Annotated in this window: 20 protein-coding genes; 13 read left to right on the top strand and 7 right to left on the bottom strand. The window is 49.7% G+C overall.

All coding sequences use genetic code 11. The features are described from left to right. Positions 1-8: 8 nt before the first annotated feature. Positions 9-1,022, bottom strand: a complete 1,014-nt coding sequence (locus HMPREF2696_RS08620) for an SPFH domain-containing protein (protein WP_070588310.1) — start codon at positions 1,020-1,022, stop codon at positions 9-11. Between the two features lie 430 nt (positions 1,023-1,452). Between HMPREF2696_RS08620 and HMPREF2696_RS08615 the strand changes: the two genes are divergently transcribed. Then, the gene (locus HMPREF2696_RS08615) at positions 1,453-2,283 is read left to right on the top strand and encodes an outer membrane beta-barrel protein (RefSeq protein WP_039861962.1); all 831 of its coding nucleotides are present in this window, start codon (positions 1,453-1,455) and stop codon (positions 2,281-2,283) included. A gap of 201 nt (positions 2,284-2,484) precedes the next feature. Here HMPREF2696_RS08615 and HMPREF2696_RS08610 read toward each other — a convergent pair whose 3' ends face one another. Beyond that, a complete protein-coding gene (locus tag HMPREF2696_RS08610) occupies positions 2,485-2,883 on the bottom strand; it encodes a DUF350 domain-containing protein (protein WP_039861961.1) in 399 nt (132 codons plus the stop codon). Between the two features lie 205 nt (positions 2,884-3,088). On the opposite strand from HMPREF2696_RS08610, the gene HMPREF2696_RS08605 reads away from it, so the two are divergent. Beyond that, the gene (locus HMPREF2696_RS08605) at positions 3,089-3,841 is read left to right on the top strand and encodes a CPBP family glutamic-type intramembrane protease (protein WP_049344393.1); all 753 of its coding nucleotides are present in this window, start codon (positions 3,089-3,091) and stop codon (positions 3,839-3,841) included. 72 nt (positions 3,842-3,913) lie between these two features. Here the strand turns inward: HMPREF2696_RS08605 and HMPREF2696_RS08600 are convergent, their stop codons facing one another. Continuing rightward, a complete protein-coding gene (locus HMPREF2696_RS08600) occupies positions 3,914-4,261 on the bottom strand; it encodes a cupin domain-containing protein (protein WP_004519329.1) in 348 nt (115 codons plus the stop codon). 175 nt (positions 4,262-4,436) lie between these two features. On the opposite strand from HMPREF2696_RS08600, the gene HMPREF2696_RS08595 reads away from it, so the two are divergent. Both HMPREF2696_RS08595 and HMPREF2696_RS08590 read left to right on the top strand, forming a co-directional pair. Further along, the gene (locus HMPREF2696_RS08595) at positions 4,437-5,327 is read left to right on the top strand and encodes a DMT family transporter (RefSeq protein WP_004519328.1); all 891 of its coding nucleotides are present in this window, start codon (positions 4,437-4,439) and stop codon (positions 5,325-5,327) included. Positions 5,328-5,345: 18 nt separating this feature from the next. Beyond that, complete coding sequence (locus tag HMPREF2696_RS08590) at positions 5,346-5,702, top strand: SpoIIAA family protein (protein ID WP_003678720.1); 357 nt, start codon at positions 5,346-5,348, stop codon at positions 5,700-5,702. Between the two features lie 158 nt (positions 5,703-5,860). On the opposite strand, the gene argS is transcribed toward HMPREF2696_RS08590, so the two are convergent. Beyond that, positions 5,861-7,774, bottom strand: a complete 1,914-nt coding sequence (gene argS / locus HMPREF2696_RS11345; protein ID WP_004519327.1) for an arginine--tRNA ligase — start codon at positions 7,772-7,774, stop codon at positions 5,861-5,863. A 153-nt stretch (positions 7,775-7,927) separates the two neighbouring features. Between argS and HMPREF2696_RS08580 the strand changes: the two genes are divergently transcribed. Next, a complete protein-coding gene (locus HMPREF2696_RS08580) occupies positions 7,928-8,464 on the top strand; it encodes an isochorismatase family protein (protein WP_004519326.1) in 537 nt (178 codons plus the stop codon). A gap of 13 nt (positions 8,465-8,477) precedes the next feature. Next, positions 8,478-8,978 (top strand): GNAT family N-acetyltransferase, encoded by a 501-nt coding sequence (locus tag HMPREF2696_RS08575; RefSeq protein ID WP_004519325.1) that lies wholly within the window; start codon positions 8,478-8,480, stop codon positions 8,976-8,978. Positions 8,979-9,034: 56 nt separating this feature from the next. On the opposite strand, the gene tehB is transcribed toward HMPREF2696_RS08575, so the two are convergent. Both tehB and HMPREF2696_RS08565 read right to left on the bottom strand, forming a co-directional pair. After that, positions 9,035-9,904 (bottom strand): SAM-dependent methyltransferase TehB, encoded by an 870-nt coding sequence (gene tehB, locus HMPREF2696_RS08570; protein ID WP_039861960.1) that lies wholly within the window; start codon positions 9,902-9,904, stop codon positions 9,035-9,037. Positions 9,905-9,916: 12 nt separating this feature from the next. Next, positions 9,917-10,306: a PH domain-containing protein gene (locus tag HMPREF2696_RS08565; RefSeq protein ID WP_004519323.1), complete on the bottom strand. Its 390-nt coding sequence runs from the start codon at positions 10,304-10,306 to the stop codon at positions 9,917-9,919. 126 nt (positions 10,307-10,432) lie between these two features. Here HMPREF2696_RS08565 and rnhA point away from each other — a divergent pair, with 126 nt between their 5' ends. The 4 genes from rnhA to HMPREF2696_RS08545 all read left to right on the top strand — a co-directional run bounded on the left by rnhA (position 10,433) and on the right by HMPREF2696_RS08545 (position 12,858). Further along, the gene (rnhA, locus tag HMPREF2696_RS08560) at positions 10,433-10,870 is read left to right on the top strand and encodes a ribonuclease HI (RefSeq protein ID WP_039861959.1); all 438 of its coding nucleotides are present in this window, start codon (positions 10,433-10,435) and stop codon (positions 10,868-10,870) included. 10 nt (positions 10,871-10,880) lie between these two features. After that, entirely contained in the window at positions 10,881-11,195 is a 315-nt protein-coding gene (locus tag HMPREF2696_RS08555) for a hypothetical protein (RefSeq protein WP_004519321.1), read from the top strand. Then, on the top strand, positions 11,192-11,590 hold the full coding sequence (locus HMPREF2696_RS08550; RefSeq protein ID WP_004519320.1) for an HIT family protein: 399 nt from the start codon (positions 11,192-11,194) through the stop codon (positions 11,588-11,590). Before HMPREF2696_RS08555 ends, HMPREF2696_RS08550 begins: the two co-directional genes overlap by 4 nt. Before the next feature lie 74 nt (positions 11,591-11,664). Beyond that, a complete protein-coding gene (locus HMPREF2696_RS08545) occupies positions 11,665-12,858 on the top strand; it encodes an LD-carboxypeptidase (RefSeq protein ID WP_004519319.1) in 1,194 nt (397 codons plus the stop codon). Positions 12,859-12,921: 63 nt separating this feature from the next. Here HMPREF2696_RS08545 and serC read toward each other — a convergent pair whose 3' ends face one another. After that, positions 12,922-14,028 carry a phosphoserine transaminase gene (gene serC, locus HMPREF2696_RS08540; protein ID WP_039861958.1) on the bottom strand — a complete coding sequence of 369 codons (1,107 nt, stop codon included), beginning with the start codon at positions 14,026-14,028 and terminating at the stop codon, positions 12,922-12,924. A gap of 343 nt (positions 14,029-14,371) precedes the next feature. Between serC and rimP the strand changes: the two genes are divergently transcribed. From rimP to infB, 3 genes are read left to right on the top strand one after another with little or no spacing between them, the layout of a single operon-like run. Further along, a complete protein-coding gene (gene rimP, locus HMPREF2696_RS08535) occupies positions 14,372-14,803 on the top strand; it encodes a ribosome maturation factor RimP (RefSeq protein WP_003685973.1) in 432 nt (143 codons plus the stop codon). A gap of 27 nt (positions 14,804-14,830) precedes the next feature. Then, complete coding sequence (nusA, locus tag HMPREF2696_RS08530) at positions 14,831-16,336, top strand: transcription termination factor NusA (protein ID WP_004519317.1); 1,506 nt, start codon at positions 14,831-14,833, stop codon at positions 16,334-16,336. An 11-nt stretch (positions 16,337-16,347) separates the two neighbouring features. Next, complete coding sequence (gene infB / locus HMPREF2696_RS08525; RefSeq protein WP_004519316.1) at positions 16,348-19,242, top strand: translation initiation factor IF-2; 2,895 nt, start codon at positions 16,348-16,350, stop codon at positions 19,240-19,242. Positions 19,243-19,529 lie beyond the last annotated feature (287 nt).

The following is a 19,529-nucleotide window of genomic DNA, read 5'->3' as shown; positions in this document are numbered from 1 at the left end:
TCAATTGATCAACCAATCAGCTGTTTCAACACTTCAGCCTTGGCTTTGTCAAAATCTTCTTGCGAAATCAAACCGCCATCCAGCAAAGACTTGAGTTTTAACAATTTCGCCTGCGGATCTTCGGCAACCGGCTGAACATTTTGCTGAGCCTGTTGCACATTCGGCTGCATCATACCTGCCATGGCACCCGCCATCGCCTGACCAATACCGGCACCCACGCCCAAACCGGCACCGATTCCGGCAAGTCCGCCTTCATTTTGTGCCGCAAGCGGGATAGATTCGGCGGTTTGATATTGGGTGTAACGTCCCAAATCGCCGATAACGCCCATCGAAATTTTCTTATCCAACGCAGCCTGAATAGACGCGGGCAAGGTAATGCTTTCAACAGTGAAATTTTCCAGCGCCAAACCCAGCTTGGCAAATTCTGCGCCGAGCAATTCGCCGATTTTTTGCGACAACAAAACTTGGTTCGCAGCCATATCCAAAAACGGAATACCGGAGCTGCCAAACGCGGCAGCCAGTTGAGTGACTGCAATATTGCGCAGCTGGTTTTCCAAATCTACGCCGCTGTATTGCGCCGCCACACCGCTGACTTCTTTGAAGAATTTTGCCGGATCGCTGATACGGTAAGAATACATACCGAACGAACGCAGTTGCACCGCGCCAAACTCGGCATCGCGCACGGTAACAGGTTGGGATGTACCCCATTTACGTGCAAGCTGTTGTTTGGTGTTGAAAAAGTAAACATCCGATTTAAACGGAGACTCAAAAAGCTTGTCCCAGTTTTTCAAGTTGGTCAGCACTGGCAGCGTTTGCGTATTGAGCGTGTAACGCCCCGGCCCAAACACGTCGGCGGTTACGCCTTCATCGACAAACATCGCCATCTGCGCCTCACGCACAGTCAGGCTCGCACCGTTTTGAATCTCCTCATCGGCAATCGGAAAACGCCACATCAGCAGGCTGTCATCGGGATTTGGCCATTGAATAACGTCGATAAACTGTTTCTTGATAAAGTTGAACATCGCAGTTCCTTATTTGAAGAAGAAGGGATAACTTATGGGCAGTCAGGTTAATTTGCCTGATCGGTTATATCGCTTATTTTATACAAATAGAATGTCATATGATATAAACATTCAAAATGTCTTTATGCATGGGAATAGAGTGGGTGGCTGCATATACTTTTATCGCAAACTAAATAATAACTATATAGATATTAACTTTTGAAAACTTCGAAATTAAACCTCTTACCGACTCAGTTTTACACTATTTCCAGGTTTTTTATCCATACTGTCTCATAAAAAAGACAAATATTTGCGATAAATCATTAAAGAATATAATAAAAGTAAATATATTACCCCATCAGCATTGTTAATGTTCATTAAATATTATAAACTTTGCCATGCAATAACATTAAATTATCACACTGATTTTCCCAAACTAAAAGGAATTTACATGAAAAATTCTGCTCATTTCTGTCTTGCTGTGTTAGCACTGTCTGCTGCAGTAGGCGCACAGGCTGCCCGCCCTGTTGAATTTACCGTTGGCAGCGAATATTACAACGAAACCTATCGCGAATATGAACAAGATGGTAGTCGAATAATGCAACAAAAAGGCAACCTGTGGTCTATTAATGCGGGGGTTAAATACCGTTTCAACGATCGCCATGCGGCAAAATTGGAAGGCCGTTATTCCCGTGGTAAATCAGATTACACAGGAAGCTTCCAAAATGGATTTGGTGAATCCACAGGTTATGGTTCTGCCACACTCAAAAATGCACCTCGCCGCGCATACGATATCCGTGCCTTATATGAATATACACATCCAATTAACGATCGCTTTAGCCTGACTGCCGGTGCAGGCTTGGGACACCGTGTTCTGAGAGATTTGAGCCGACGTGTCGATCCTGATGATTATGACCGCAAAAACCGAACCACATATGCGCAAATCAATGCCGGTGTAAATATCGCACTTCCAGCAAACTTTGAGATTGCTCCTCGTATTGCCTACAATCGTGCCGTTAAGGGCCGCCAGTATTCTTACGAGCCAGATCGAGAAGAAACCAGAATGAAACAAGGCGGTGGACAAGGTATTGAGGTTGAAGTACCTGTATCTAAAAAATTCTCTAACGGTTCTAAAATCAGTCTGACCCCGTTCTATCGCGGCTGGAAAGTCAAAGATTCAAACTTCACCGTTACAGAAGACTATGGCTTCATTCAATTGGGCGCGATCGAACCTAAAAACCGCACCCGTGAAACAGGCATAAGATTGCAATACTCGTTCTAATTTAGCAAACTTAAGTAGTTAAAACATTTCAGACGGCCTTGTATATAACAGGCCGTCTGAATTTTTTGATGCTTTCAGAATTTCACTATAACGCCAATACCATCAGACATAAGACCTTATCAGTCAAAAAAATCTACCGATAATTTTTCTAGGTAGGAGTCAGGAACAGCACATCTTTTGCTATCCAACCGACCATCAAAATCAAGTCAAGCAAGCCGCATTCAAAATGCCGATCGAGATGGACACTGCACCAAACAACGCGCCGACGGCAACATTGTTACCGATGAGTTCTGCGGTAGCGCCTTTAATCATCATTGTCGCAGCGAAATAGACAAAAATCTGAATTACGGCTGCGGCAAGGGCCCACAGGATAAAATCGATGAAGCTGACGCTGTGTGCAATGCTTGAGGCAAGCGTCAGACAAAAACCGACCAACGCGCCGCCAAATGACAAGGCGCAGGCAAGGTTGCCGTTTTTAATCAGGCGCAATTCTTCAACGGGTGTAATCCGCAGATATACGGCAGCAAAAACAACGGTCATGGCGATACCTGCCAACATGTATTGCAGGTAGAGCAGATATTGGGACAGAGAAATACTCACGATAAGATTCCTTGGTTTGCAATAAAGTGATTATGCCATATTTTTGAAGATAAACCCTTCGAAAAATATGGCATTTTTAGAAGCGCTTCAGGCCGTCTGAAACGGTCTGATTTTTAATTCATGTTTTATTGTGATAATCGTTGACGATTTTTGTATGTTTATGTAACTATTGCGCACCGTTATTTATTAGAGCAAAGAGGAGAATATGAGCATACTCGCCGCTATCCGCCCTAAAGAGCCTTTGCGCCATTTGCGCTGGTTTGACATGCTGATTGTGACCGCTATCCTGTTCGGTCAATTTGCCTACCGTTCTACCCAACTTTATATCGCCAGCCTGATGCCGCAAGTGGAAACAGCCGCGGTTGCCGAAGAGGCGCGCGATACTGCGGTAACCGGCGTGGCTTATTCTGAAAACATGAGCCTGCAGTTGACGCTGCTTGCTATTGCTCTGATTTACCTCGTTATCCGCCGTTTCGACTTCAAACAATTGCCGATTCGTTTTAACTTAGGCGTGTTGTTTTGGACGCCTGTGATTTTTATCCTGATGGGTCTGACCGCCGATGCGGTAACTTCGTTAAGCGGCGGCTATAATTACTTCACCACTGAAATCTTCCAATACATCAAACCATTATCCATTTTCGACAAATTCGCCGCCCTTGCGCCGATGGCCATCCTCTACGGCCTTTTAAACGGCTTTTACGAAGAATTCTGTTTCCTCGGCCTTTTAACCTGCGTGGAAGACAAATACAAATGGCAGGCATTGGCCTATTCAACCTTGGTACGTGTCTCCTTCCATACTTACCAAGGCATGCTTTGGGCGACCGTTATCGGCGTTGTTTTCGGCTTGATGTACTACTTCTTCTACAAATACAAAGTCAAAAACCTGTTGCCGTTTTTCCTGATTCACGCCTTGGCAGATATCTTCGGCTCCGGCTTCATCTATTTGATTTGCGCTTAATGGCAATGGTTGACTGAATAAACAAGGCCGTCTGAAACATCATCTTCAGACGGCCTTTTATCATCTATCGGCTTACTTAATCAACGTAATTGCCACATTCGCATCTTCAGTTGCAACGGCCTCAATCACGACATCTCCGCCAAATCGCAGCACCGAGCCTGCGCCAACCGTATGTTTTTCCTTCTGATTCAAGGTTACGTCAAAGCTTCCTTTTCCAACGGCAAAAATCAACGTTTTAAAACCCGGATGATCGTGCGGCTTAATCTGCTCCCCTTTCTTCATGTCTTTCTTAACGACCATGTAATTTTCGCCGCTGAAAATCTTACCGTTTTCTGAAGAAACCTCTCCCAAAGGCGCGGCAGAAACAGCAACGGAAAACAAAGCAGACAGCAATACGGCAGAAATATTGGCAACTTTCATGACAAGCCTTTCTTGAAAATAGGGCTTTCATTCTACAAAAAACCACTATATTGTTCAATAATAATTCTCATTTCTTAATCTAAAGGCCGTCTGAAACCCAACGATATTTTTCAGACGGCCTGATTGATCTGTATAATATTTTCTTATTAATAAAATCGCTTTATATACCCATCAAATGGAAACCGTCAGAAAAGATCCGCTCGGCTCGGCATGGATGGTTATTGCCGCGCTCGGCTTTACCGTCATGAACCTCTCCATCAAAGCCGCCTCAACGCAATTCGGCTTTTCCAGCGGCGAGCTGGTCTTTTGGCGCATGCTGGTCTCCACCCTGTTCTTAGGCATCATGGCCAAAGCGCAAGGCAACACGTTTTCCACGCCGCATTGGAAAACCCATCTCAACCGCAGCGTCATCGGCACGCTTGCCATGATGTGCACGTTTTATTCCGTCATGCACCTGCCGCTGGCAACAGGCGTCACGCTCAACTACACGTCCTCCATCTGGCTGGCCATCTTTTCATTTTTCATTTTAAAAGAAAGAATTACGCTTTATACCCAAGCCATTTTGGTTATGGGCTTTATCGGCGTTATCCTCTTGCTCAACCCATCTTTTCAAGGCGGACAAGAATTTGCCGCGCTGGTCAGTTTGGCAGGTGGCGCCATGTCGGGCTGGGCGTATTTGCAGGTGCGCGAACTCTCTCTTTTGGGCGAGCCGGGCTGGCGCGTGGTGTTTTACCTCTCGCTTACCGGCCTGATTATGGGCGCAGTCTGGAGCACCATCACAGGCTGGCATCCGCTGACCATCTCTTCCCTGCCCTATCTGGCCGGCAACGGCATCTCCGCCATGATTGCACAATTGGCCATGACCCGCGCCTATAAGGTCGGCAAGAAATTTACCGTTGCCTCGCTTTCCTACCTGACCGTCGTTTTCTCCGCCCTATCCGGCGTATTGCTTTTCGGCGATAAAATCACTTGGCAGGAAGCTGTCGGCATGGTTATCATTGTTGCAGGCGGCGTGTTCAGCAGTTTTACTCCGGCCTCAATCAAAAAATTTCTGATGAAGCAATAATTTAACAAGGAGAACACCATGATTTCCATCCGCGAACAATCTTACGGCTTAAACGTAGCGCTGTACAACGAGTTCACTTTGGACGATTTCCGCCAATTGGAAGAAGCCTTGTTGGCCGCGAAACAAAAAGTCCATCTGCCCGACATCCTGTTGGACTTGTCCATGCTGAAAGACTTCACCATCGATATGGCGGTTGAGCAAATCAAATTCCTCAACCAACACGAAACCGACTTCGGCCGCGTTGCCGTCATTACCGACGACATTTGGATCAAACTCGGCGCGCGCCTTTCCAGCCTCTTGACCAACCAACATCCCAAATATTTCAGCGATGCTGCCGAAGCACAGGCTTGGTTGTTGGCAAGCAATTTGAAATAAAGATAAGGCCGTCTAAACGCATTACCTGAGCAAATTCAAAACCGCTTAGGCTCAAAATCAACGGTATCACAATATTTTTCAAAGCATAAAAAAAGGCCGTCTGAAACCTTGCAACCCGCAAAGTTTCAGACGGCCTTTCATCGTTTTTATTCAAAAACTTACATCACATCCAATACATCAATACCCAGCAATTCCAAGCCTTGTTTCAGCGTGTCGCCGGTCAGCTTCGCCAGTTGCAGGCGGCTGTTGCGGGTTGCGCCTTCTGATTTCAAAATCGGGCAGGCTTCGTAGAAGCGGCTGAACAGAGTGGCAATTTGATAGAGGTAGGCGGCGAGGTAGTGCGGATACGCAGTATCTGCCACACTTTGCAGTACGTCTTCAAATTTCAACAGCTCGGCGGCCAGTTGTTTTTCCAAAGGTTCGGTCAAAACGGTTGGCGCGGTTGCATCCCATTCGCCTGCTTTGCGGAACACGCTTTGCACGCGTGTGTAGGCGTATTGCAGGTAGGGGGCGGTGTTGCCTTCAAACGAAAGCATGGCATCCCAGTCGAACACATAATCGCTGGTGCGGTTTTTACTCAAATCGGCATATTTGACTGCGCCGATGCCGACAACTCGGGCAATTTTCTCTGCATCACTTAATGCTGTATCAGTATATTCCTCTGCTCCTCTGACAATCTTGTCAATCTTATCGATAGGAAGATGATACACAACATCGTTTTCCAAAGTAATTTCCAACTTTTTATTTTCTAAGTTGTACTTTAATTTATTTTTTAAATTATCAGAATTAGTTAAAGAAGAAATCTTTTTTAATCCATCTTCTAATTCTGTTGTTAATTGCCATTTTGGATTTTTCTCTTTTACGACTTGTTCGGCTCGATTGATCGCTTCATCAAGTAAATCAACCAGTTTCACGGTGTCGCCACTGCGCGTTTTGAACGGTTTGCCGTCTTTGCCCATCATGGTGCCGAAGCCGATAAACTCGGCTTTTACATCTTCCGGCAGATAGCCTGCTTTGCGGGAAGTTGTAAAGAGTTGCTCAAAGTGCAGGGCTTGGCGGTGGTCGACGACATACAACAGGCGGTCGGCATGAAGCGTACCGACGCGGTAGCGCAAACACGCCAAGTCGGTGGAAGCATAAAGGAAGCCGCCGCCTTGTTTTTGCACGATAAATGCGGCAGGTTCGCCTTCTTTGTTTTTGAACTCGTCCAAAAACACGACTTTCGCGCCGTCGTCTTCGACTGCCAAACCTTTCTGAGCCAAATCATCGACCACGGGCTGCAAATCGTTGTTGTATGTCGATTCGCCCGCCACGTCTTCTGGACGCAGTTTCAGGCCCAACGTGTCATAAACGGCTTGGGCGTGCGAGAGCGAAATATCGACAAACTGTTTCCACAACGCCAAAACGGTTTCATCGCCGCCTTGTAGCTTCACAACGTATTCGCGTGCAGTGTCAGCGAAGGCAGGATCTTCGTCAAAGCGTACTTTGGCGGCACGGTAAAACTGTTCCAAATCAGCCAGCTCAAACGCGGCATTGTCTTTTTGCTGCTCAACCAAATAAGCGACCAACATGCCAAACTGCGTACCCCAGTCGCCGACGTGGTTTTGACGGATAACGGTGTTGCCCATAAATTCCAACACGCGCGAAATGCTGTCGCCGATGATGCTGGAACGCAGGTGGCCGACGTGCATTTCTTTGGCAAGATTAGGCGAAGAATAGTCGATAACGACGGTTTGAGGTTTGTCGGTTTTTGCTACGCCGAAACGCGCGTCGTTTAAGGCCGTCTGAATGTTTTGGGCGAGGAACTCAGGACGCAGGCGCAGGTTGATAAAGCCCGGGCCGGCTACTTCCGCACTTTCAATCACAGCGTTGTCCGCCAATACTTCGGCCACTTTTTGCGCCAACTCGCGCGGATTTTGTTTGGCTTTTTTCGCCGCACCCATCACGCCGTTGATTTGGAAATCGCCGTGTTCGGCATTCTTGGTCGGCTGCAAAACAACGGGGCTGTCGGCAATGCCTGCGGCGGCAAAGGCTGCTTGGGCTTCACGTTCGACGGTTTGGTATAAATTCATGTTGTCGGTCTCTATCAATTCAAATCAGGCGGTATTTTAAAAGAATTTCGGGCTTTAAAACAGGGCAAGCTGCAATACTTTTCCAGCGGCTTGTTATATGATTGCATTCTGATTCAACGATTTTGCTGTAAAGGCCGTCTGAAAGGAAAAGCCATGAACCCGAAAAATACGCTTTGTCTGATTGTCGATATTCAAGAACGCCTGCTACCCGCCCTTTCCGGCGCGGATGAAATGTTGGAACGCTGCCGCCTGCTGATTCAAGGTTTGACGGCTTTGGACATCCCCTTTGCCGTAACCGAACAATATCCGAAAGGTTTGGGCAGCACCGTATCCGCCGTATCGCTGCTGTTGCCCGAAGGCACGCCGATTGTCGAGAAAACCCAATTTTCGGCGTTTTTGCCCGAAATTCAGGAAATCTTACGCAAAAACGACATTAAAAACGTTATTTTGATGGGTGCTGAAGCGCATATCTGTATGCTTCAGACGGCCTTGGATTTGAAGGCGCAAGGTTACGCCGTATTCCTGCCTTTCGAATGCACCGCCTCGCGCACAACGGCCAACCGCGACAATGGTTTGGCGCAAATGAGCCGTCAAGGCATTATCGTTTCCAATGTCGAAAGTATTTTGTTCCAACTGCTCGGCGATGCCAAACATCCGGCCTTTAAGACTATCTCCAAACTAATTCAATAACAGGCCGTCTGAAATGCAATACACCATCCGTCCTGCCCTGCGCCAAGACTTGCCCGCCATCGTCGATATTTACAACAGCACCGTGGCCACGCGCCAATCCACGGCCGATTTGTCGCCGACCACGGTTGCCGAGCGTGAAATGTGGTTTGCCGCGCACACGGACAAACGCCCGATCTACGCCCTTTACGATGCCGACGGCACCGTATTGGCATGGGGCAGTTTCAGTGACTACCATCCGCGCTACGCCTACCACATCAGCGCGGAAGTCAGCATTTATGTCCGCCACGATATGCGCGGCGCAGGCGTGGGCAAAATCCTGTTGCGGCACATGCTCGAACGCGCACCGTCCTTAGACATCCACAACGTCATCGCGCTTGTGTTCGGCCACAACTATCCGAGCCTGAACCTGTTTCACCGTTTCGGTTTTGAAGAATGGGGGCGGCTGCCACAAGTCTGCGACTTGGAAACCATGTTGGCAGACGTGGTGATTTTGGGCAAAAGGATTGTGGATTGATTACGGCAAAGGCCGTCTGAAAACTGAATTCAGACGGCCTTTTGACGGCAAAACCTTTATTCCGGTTTCTTCGCCAGCATGGTAACGAATTTAAACTGAATCGGATTGCCGAATTCGTCTTTCGCGTGCATCGAACCCAGCTCTTCCTTGTATTCCACCAATTCCCAATCCTTATAGTATTCGCGCAGCTCGCCCTCACTAAACTTGAACGGGAACGGCATCGGGCAAGGGAAATCTTCCGTATCCATCGCAGACACGATCAGGTTGTAGCCGCCGGGGTTGGTGTGTTCCTTTATATTGGCAATCACGTCAGGAACGTAACGCGGCATCAGGAACATAAACACCACGGTCGCCACCATATAATCGAAGTTTTCCTGAATATTGGCGGCGTTGAGGTCGTATTCAAACGCGCGGACATTCAACTCTTCGATACGCGCCAGCTCTTCCACGTTTTGAACCGCATGGGGATTATTATCGACAGCGGTAACGTCAAAACCTTTCAAACCCAGATACAGCGCATTGCGGCCCTGACCGCAGCCCATATCCAAAACCTTGCCGACAGGTACGATGCCTTCGGCAGCACGGACGGCCGAATGTGTCGCGCTCATGCCGTATTTCTTATTGAAATAGTCTGCCGCCTCGCAGTAAAACGACAGTTGGATTTCCGTGTCTTGCGTTTGCGGCGCGATAAAGTGCCATGCTTGCGGATGGATAATCCAATCATCGCTTTCAGGCGTCAGCTCGTGCGTGGACGTAACATTGCCCGCCTCGTCCACTTCATTGAAGTTCAGACGGCCTTGGAGGACATTGAGGCAGCCCCAAGTACCGGCGGCAGTATTGTGTTTGGACAACAAGGCTTCGGGAATCTCGTCCGCCGTCCACACCGGCATCTGCTTGTAACAAAACAATTCTTGCTGTTCGCTCATCATGTTTCCTTTCTATTTTGACGGTTTCAACACAGCTTCTGCCAAGGCTTTTTGAATGGCAATCACGCTCTTGTCGCTTTTAAATTGCAAGGTTTCGGTTGGCACCTCGCCGGAAGAAACCCAAATCTTCAGCTCGGCATCCAAATCAAAATGACCCGAGGTTTCCACCGAAAAGCGCGATACTGAACGGTATGGAATCGAACGGTAAGACACTTTCTTGCCGGTCAACCCCTGCTTGTCCACCAACACCAGCCGATATTCGGTAAACACAATCAAATCGCGCACCAGGCTGAATGCCATTTTTACCTGTTCGCCATCAATCAGGATATTCGCCAAATCGCGTTCCACCGCATCGGCGTCTTTTTGCGAAGCATTGCCCAAAAGGCCGCTGAACAATCCCATATCTGCCTTCTTTCTATACGAGTGATAAAGCGCAGGGTATTTTACACGCGTAAACCGTATTTGCCGATATTTCAGACGGCCTTATGTTATGATAATGATACCGCCTTATTCGACAAAGACATGCCCATGGATAAACCCGTTTACCTCTACACAGACGGCGCATGCAAAGGCAACCCCGGCGCAGGCGGCTGGGGTGTATTTATGCGCTACGGCACACACGAAAAAGAACTGTTCGGCGGCGAAGCCGAAACCACCAACAACCGTATGGAACTGACTGCCGTCATCGAAGGCCTGAAATCCCTAAAACGCCGCTGCCAAGTCGTCATCTGCACCGACTCGCAATACGTCAAAAACGGCATGGAAAGCTGGATACGCGGTTGGAAAAAAAACGGCTGGAAAACCGCCGCCAAAAAACCGGTTAAAAACGACGATTTATGGAAAGAGCTGGATAGTTTGGTTCAACAACACGATGTCCGCTGGACGTGGGTAAAAGGCCATGCCGGACACCCTGAAAACGAAAAAGCCGACGAGCTCGCCAACCGAGGCGCGGCAAAATTTTTATAACATTTCATCCATGACTGCACTCAAACATCTCAAACCATTCTTTTGGATTGCCATCATTGCATTGATTTGTGTGACGCCCCTAGCGCTTATGTTCGCCTATTCGCCCTTTCATGATGTCGATGATTTTTTTCGCTTTGGCTTGTGCGATCACATTGAGAGTGCCGAAGAATGTGACGACTTAATCACGCCCGCCTATTTATTTTGGTGGTTTATACCTAAACCGTGGCTTTTCGCATTCATATCTCTGAGTGCCATTTACCTCGTTCTAAAAATCCTGATTGAAATCATCCGATTCCTATTCAGACTGAGAAAGAAAAACCCATGACCTGCCCCATCTGCACCGCAGACAACGAAGACATTTTGCTGCAAACGCCCAATCTGCGCGTTATCGCCGTACACAACGAAGCCGGCGCACCGGCATTCTGCCGCGTTATTTGGAATAACCATGTTTCCGAGATGACCGACCTTTCCCCTGCCGAACGCAACGAAATCATGGAAATGGTGTATCAAGTTGAAGCCGCAATGCGCCAAGTCTTCCGCCCGGCCAAAATCAATTTGGCCAGCCTCGGCAATGTTGTGCCCCATCTGCATTGGCACGTTATCGCCCGCTTTGAAAACGACGCCAACTTCCCCGCGCCGATTTGGGCCGCACCCGTCCGCGAACACGGTATGACCTTGCCCGAAAATTGGCCGGAACAAATCAAAAACTTAATCGCTTAAACTTTCAGACGGCCTGTAAGGTCCAACACGCCAAGCTTCAGGCCGTCTGAACATATAACGAAAGGAAAACCTCAATGAACTCCACCACGCGCCGCCATTTCCTGCGTACCTGCTCTGCCGCGGCAGGCGCAGGGTTGTTGCAAGCCTGCGGCACAGGCACGACCACCACGCCGCAAACTAAAACCACATCTACCACCGCGAAAGCCAAAACCGTGCAACCTAAGCAACCCCATCCGCCACGTTCCGGCGACAACCTCCTGCGCGTTGTTGCGCCGTCAGGCTTCGCCGAAGACTCCAACCGCGTGACCACCGGCCTGACCCGCCTCTACAACGCAGGCTTTACCGTGACCAACCAACAGGCAGGCAGCCGCCGTTACCAACGCTTTGCCGGCAGCGACGCCCAACGCGCCGCCGACTTCCAAGACGTTGCCAGCGGCCGCGTCGAAACGCCCAAAGTCTTGATGGGCCTGCGCGGCGGCTACGGCGCAGCACGCATCCTGCCGCAAATCGACTTTGCCTCACTCGGCGCCAGAATGCGCGAACGCGGCACATTGTTCTTCGGTTTCAGCGACGTGTGCGCCGTCCAACTCGCCCTGTTGGCCAAAGGCAATATGATGAGCTTTGCAGGCCCGATGGTGTACAGCGAATTCGGCAAAGCAGACCCCAGCGTCTTTACCATGGATTCGTTCATCCGCGGCACGACCAACAACGTCAACATCGTTGATGTTCCGACCATCCAACGCGCCGATGTCAACGTCGAAGGCACATTATGGGGCGGCAACCTCAGCGTTCTCGCCTCCCTCGCCGGTACGCCTTACATGCCCGATATTCAAGGCGGCATCCTCTTTATCGAAGACGTCAGCGAACAGCCTTACCGCATCGAGCGTATGCTCAATACGCTTTATCTGTCAGGTGTTTTGCAAAAACAACGCGCCATCATCTTCGGCGATTTCCGCATGGGCACCATCCGCGACGTGTACGACTCCAGCTACGACTTCTCCGCCGTCGTCAACCACATTTCGCGCACCGCCAAGATTCCTGTATTGACCGGTTTCCCATTCGGCCACATCACCAACAAAACCACTTTCCCTTTGGGCGCGCATACCAAAGTCCGCAGTACCGGCAACGGCGGTTATTCCGTAACCTTCAGCGGCTATCCTACGCTGAACCCGTCCGCGCTGACACTCGACAGCCTGCTGCCGCCTCCTGTTCCGACTTACGACAGCACCATCTACCGCGACAGCATCACTGAAGAAGTGACCGAATAAGGCTTGTTCAAATCAAAAGGCCGTCTGAAACCCAGTTTCAGACGGCCTTTTTATATCTTCATCTTAACCGTAACGTCGTTGGAAATCTTTCATAAAGTCGGCCAACGCGTTCACACCTTCAAGCGGCATCGCATTGTAAATGCTGGCACGCATACCGCCGACGGTTTTATAACCCTTGAGCAGGCACAAGCCCTGCAACTCGGCTTCCAACACAAAACGGCGGTCCAAGTCTTCGCTTGCGGTTTTGAAGACCACGTTCATTTTGGAGCGCGCATCAGGATGAATATCGTTGATGTAAAAACCTCCGCTGCCGTCTATCGTCTCATACAAGGTTTGCGCCTTTATTCGATTGACTGCTTCAATTTTTTTCACACCGCCCTGCGTTTGCAGCCAGCGGAACACCAAACCCGACATATAAATCGCATAAGTGGAAGGCGTGTTGTACATACCGTCGCGGTTGATGTGCGAACGGTAGTTGAACACATCGGGAATATCGTTTGGACAACGCTCCAGCAAATCCTCGCGGATAATGACCACGGTTGCACCGGCAGGACCGATATTTTTTTGCGCGCCGGCATAAATCAAGCCGTAATCGGACACATTAAACTCACGAGACAAAATCTCGCTTGACATATCGCACACCAACGGCGGCAGGCCGTCTGAAAGTTTGGGGACGTTTTGATACTGCAAGCCGTTTACGGTTTCATTAATCGCAAAATGAACAAACGCAGAATTCGGGTTGACATCCCAATCCTCAACCGCAGGCAGGTTTTTATAGGCATATTGCTCGCCGCCATGCGCGGACAAACGGATTTCGGCATTGCTCAAACGGCTCATCTGTTCATAGGCAATACGGCTCCAGTTGCCCGTTACCACCGCGTCGGCAGTCGCAAAACCGTGCGCCAAATTCATGGCCACCATATTAAATTGCGTGGTCGCACCGCCCTGTAAAAACAAGATTTTATAGTTGGACGGAATATTCAAAAGCTGGCGCAAGTCTTGTTCGGCATGATGCAGAATACTCAAAAACATATCCGAACGGTGGCTCATCGCCATCACGGGGAATCCCGTACCGTTGTAGTCGAGCATCTCCTGTTGTGCGGTACGCAATACCGCTTCCGGCAATACGGCAGGACCGGCGGAAAAATTGTAAATCGGATGTGCAGACATGGCGGCCTTCTTTCTTATTCGGTGGGTATGAAGAAATTGTAGAACCGCCTTGCACATTGTGCAAGCACGAAAAATCCGGAAATTCAAGACCGTCTGAAAACAAAGCAATACCAATTCTTTGTTTTCCAAAATAATTTCAAAACTATCATATCAAAACTTGTCAACAATTCCCTTTTCAGACGGCCTCAACCCTACCCTTTACATTTAAGCAATCACTTCAAAAAATCCACGCCAAATCAACACTTTTCTTTTATCTTGAAAACAGTTATAATAGGCCAATTTTTCAAATCACACGAAAAATGGCCGCGCGGCCATTTTTTTGTTTATGTACTTCAGGAGAAGCATGGATATTCAAAGCATTCTTGATAAAACCCTGCCCGGCTTGGGCTACGAGCTGGTCGATTTCGAACTGACCGCACAAGGCGATTTGCGCGTTTTCATCGATAAAGAAGGCGGTATCACCGTCGAAGACTGCGCCACTGTCAGCAACCATCTGAGCCGCGTGTTTATGGTTGAAGACATCGACTACAAACGTTTGGAAATCTCCAGCCCTGGCCTTGACCGTCCGTTGAAAAAAGCCGCCGACTTCGTGCGCTTTGCCGGCCAGAACGCCAAAATCAAAACACGCCTGCCGATTGATGGTCAGAAAAACTTCATCGGCCGCATCGAATCTTGCGAAAACGACATCGTTACCGTCTCTTTCGACGGCAAAACTGCCCAAATCGAATTGAGCAACATCGACAAAGCCCGTTTGCGCCCCGAATTTAAATTTTAAAAACCGATTACTTGGAGATTCTAGAAAATGAGTCGCGAAATGTTACAGCTGGCCGAAGCGCTGGCAAGTGAAAAAAACGTTGAAACGGAAGTCGTATTCAAAGCCCTTGAATTCGCCCTCTCTACTGCTGCCAAGAAAAAAGCCGACCGTGAGCACATGGACGTGCGCGTCGAAATCGACCGCGATACCGGCGAATACCAAACCTTCCGCCGCTGGCTGATTGTTGCCGATGAAGACTACACCTACCCTGACGTAGAAAAAACCATCGAGGAAATCCAAGAAGAAATTCCCGGCACAACCATCCAAATCGGCGAATACTACGAAGAGCAGCTGCCAAACGAAGGCTTCGGCCGCCAAGCAGCTCAAACTGCCAAACAAATCATTCTGCAACGCATCCGCGATGCGGAGCGCGAGCAAAACCTGAACGAGTTCCTCGCTTCTAAAGAAGACATCGTTTCCGGTACGGTAAAACGTGTCGAGCGCCACGGCATCATCGTTGAAGTCGTCGCGGGCAAACTCGACGCACTGATTCCGCGCGAAGAAATGATTCCGCGCGAAAACTTCCGCAGCGGCGACCGCATCCGCGCCCTCTTCCTGCGTGTGGACGAAATCGGCAATACCGGCCGCAAACAAGTCATTTTGAGCCGTACCAGCGGCGACTTCTTGGCCAAACTCTACGCCAACGAAGTACCTGAAATTGCAGACGGCCTGTTGGAAATCCGCGAAGTAGCACGCGACCCCGGCCAACGCGCCAAAGTTGCCGTTAAAGCCAACGACCAACGTATCGACCCGCAAGGTACTTGTATCGGCGTGCGCGGTTCCCGTGTTAACGCCGTGAGCAACGAATTGTCCGGCGAACGCATTGACATCGTATTGTGGTCTCCTGAGACAGCCCAATTCGTGATGAACGCGCTGTCTCCTGCCGAAGTGAGCCGCATCGTGATTGACGAAGACAAACACGCCGTTGACGTGATTGTTGATGAAAACCAACTGGCGCTGGCCATCGGCCGCGGCGGTCAAAACGTCCGCCTGGCTTCCATCCTGACCGGCTGGCAGCTGAACATCATGACCGTTGAAGAAGCCGACGAGCGCAATGCCGCCGAAGACGCCGTTATCCGCAACCTCTTCACCACCCACTTGAACATCGACGACGAAACCGCCGATATCTTGGTGGAAGAAGGCTTTGCCACTTTGGAAGAAGTTGCTTACGTTCCAGCGGCAGAATTGCTCGCCATTGACGGCTTTGACGAAGAAATCGTTGAAACCCTGCGCAACCGCGCACGCGACGCGATCCTGACCATTACCATCGCAGCAGAAGAAAAACTGGGTGAGGTGTCTGAAGACATGCGCAATTTAGACGGCGTAGATTCCGACATGTTGCGCAAACTGGCCGAAGCCGGCGTTACCCAACGCGATGATCTGGCCGAATTGTCTGTTGACGAATTGGTCGAAATTACCGGTGTTGACGAAGAAGAAGCCAAAAAAGTGATTTTGGCTGCACGCGAACACTGGTTTACTGAAGAAAACAACTAAGGGGGTACTGAATGAGTAATACAACCGTAGCGCAATTTGCCGCCGAACTAAACCGCCCCGTCGATGATTTGCTTAAACAATTGAAAGAAGCCGGGGTCAATAAAAACAGCGGTAATGACAGCATAACCACTGACGACAAACAATTGCTGACCGCTTACCTGCAAAAGAAAAACGGCAGCAACAGCGGCACCATCAGCATCCGCCGCAAAAAAACCGAAGTCAGCACCGTTGATGGCGTAAAAGTGGAAACACGCCGCCGCAGCCGTGCCGTTACCATTCCTTCTTCCGAAGAATTGGCAGCGGAAGCCAAAGCCAAAGTAGCAGCGGAAAACCAAAAAGCCGAAGCAGAAAAAGCAGCCGCCCAAGCTGCCGAAGAAAAAGCCAAAGCTGAAGCAGAAGCTGCCGCCAAAGCCGAAGCCCGTGCCAAAGCAGAGGCTGAAGCAGCCAGACTGAAAGCAGCCAAAGCCGCACCAAAAGCAGAAGGTAAACCTGCCGAAGCCCAAAAAGAAGAAGCCAAACCGGTTGAAGCCGTAGAAGCCAAGGCCGAAGCAAAAGTTGAAGCTCAAGCAGACAACAAGCCGTCTGAAAAATCCGTTGAAGCTGAAAAACCAGCCGAAGCCAAAAAACCTGCCAAAGCCAAACAAGACAAAGGTGGCAAAGGCAAAGAAGCGAAAAAGGCAGCCAAACCTGCCGCTCCTGCCGTACCGCAACCTGTCGTCAGCGTGGAAGAACAGGCTCAACGCGATGAAGAGGCTCGTCGTGCCGCCGCCCTGCGTGCGCATCAAGAAGCCTTGTTGAAAGAAAAACAAGAGCGTCAAGCACGCCGTGAAGCCATGAAACAACAGGCCGATCAAGACTCAAAACCTACTAAAGAAGCCAAATCAGGCGAACGCAGCAAACCTGCCGAGAAAGCAAAAGCGGCATCCGGCGAAGGCAAATCCGAACATAACGCGCGCGGTAAAAAAGAAGACCGTCGTGAGCGTGACGAAGAAAACCAAGGCCGTAATGCCAAAGGCAAAGGCGGAAAAGGCGGCCGTGACCGCAACAATGCGCGCAATGGCGACGACGAGCGCGTACGCGGCGGTAAAAAAGGCAAAAAACTCAAACTTGAGCCAAACCAACATGCCTTCCAAGCGCCGACCGAACCTGTCGTACACGAAGTTTTGGTACCTGAAACCATTACCGTTGCTGACTTGGCACACAAAATGGCCGTTAAAGGCGTCGAAGTGGTGAAAGCCCTGATGAAAATGGGCATGATGGTAACCATCAACCAATCTATCGACCAAGACACTGCCCTGATTGTGGTGGAAGAACTCGGCCACATCGGCAAACCTGCCGCCGCCGACGATCCTGAAGCATTCTTGGATGAAGGCGTTGAAGCAGTAGAAGCCGAAGCATTACCGCGTCCGCCGGTTGTTACCGTGATGGGTCACGTTGACCACGGTAAAACTTCCCTGCTGGACTACATCCGCCGCGCCAAAGTGGTACAAGGCGAAGCGGGCGGCATTACCCAACACATCGGTGCATACCACGTTGAAACTCCACGCGGCGTGATTACCTTCTTGGATACTCCGGGTCACGAAGCATTTACCGCCATGCGTGCGCGCGGTGCGAAAGCAACCGATATCGTGATTCTTGTGGTAGCAGCCGACGACGGCGTGATGCCGCAAACCATCGAGGCAATTGCCCACGCTAAAGCTGCGGGCGTGCCTATGGTGGTTGCCGTCAACAAAATCGATAAAGAGGCTGCCAACCCTGAGCGTATCCGCCAAGAGCTGACTGCGCACGAAGTCGTGCCTGACGAATGGGGCGGCGATGTACAGTTTATCGACGTTTCCGCTAAAAAAGGTCTGAACATCGATGCATTGCTCGAAGCCGTCTTGCTCGAAGCCGAAGTTTTGGAACTGACTGCCCCAGTCGATGCACCTGCCAAAGGTATCATCGTTGAGGCACGTTTGGACAAAGGTCGTGGCGCGGTTGCCACATTACTGGTTCAAAGCGGTACGCTGAAAAAAGGCGATATGCTGCTGGCCGGTACTGCATTCGGTAAAATCCGTGCAATGGTTGACGAAAACGGCAAAGCCATCAATGAAGCCGGCCCGTCTATCCCTGTCGAAATCCTCGGCTTATCCGACGTACCGAACGCAGGCGAAGATGCAATGGTATTGGCCGACGAGAAAAAAGCGCGCGAAATCGCCCTCTTCCGTCAAGGCAAATACCGCGACGTGCGCTTGGCCAAACAACAGGCCGCGAAACTGGAAAACATGTTCAACAACATGGGCGAAAACCAAGCCCAATCCTTGTCTGTCATCATTAAGGCAGACGTACAAGGTTCTTACGAAGCTTTGGCGGGCAGCCTGAAAAAACTGTCCACCGACGAAGTGAAAGTGAACGTGTTGCACAGCGGCGTGGGCGGCATTACCGAATCTGATGTCAACTTGGCCATTGCTTCCGGCGCATTCATCATCGGCTTTAACGTCCGTGCAGATGCTTCCGCACGCAAACTAGCTGAGAATGAAAACGTGGAAATCCGTTACTACAACATCATTTATGATGCCATTGACGACGTGAAAGCCGCCATGAGTGGTATGCTCTCTCCGGAAGAGAAAGAGCAAGTAACCGGCACGGTCGAAATCCGTCAGGTTATCAGCGTATCCAAAGTCGGCAATATTGCAGGCTGTATGGTTACCGACGGCGTGGTCAAACGCGATTCCCATGTCCGCCTCATCCGCAACAACGTGGTTATCCATACCGGCGAACTGTCTTCTTTGAAACGCTACAAAGACGACGTCAAAGAAGTCCGCATGGGCTTCGAGTGTGGTCTGATGCTCAAAGGCTACAACGAGATTATGGAAGGCGACCAACTCGAATGTTTCGACATCGTCGAAGTTGCCCGTACTCTGTAATCAGACAGGCCGTCTGAAAAATCAGAAGCAGGTTTTGCAATGCGAAACCTGCTTCTTTTTTTCAGACGGCCTTTTTACAACCATTCATAGTTTGAAACTATGGAAATTGATGTGTGGTATATAAGAAACAAAACAGCCGCACAAGGCAAAGCCATTTGGCAAAAGAATAGACGGCAAACTAAGCCTGATAAGGCTCTCTATATATTGTCATATCTTAACGTTTCAGTTGTTTTTCTCAAATTTCGGCACTAGTATATACAGCCTAAACACAATACAAATTAAGCAAT

This window comes from Neisseria sp. HMSC058F07 (assembly GCF_001810035.1).
GTDB classification, from domain to species: Bacteria; Pseudomonadota; Gammaproteobacteria; order Burkholderiales; family Neisseriaceae; genus Neisseria; species Neisseria perflava.
This window is presented reverse-complemented; position numbering and strand designations above follow the sequence as displayed.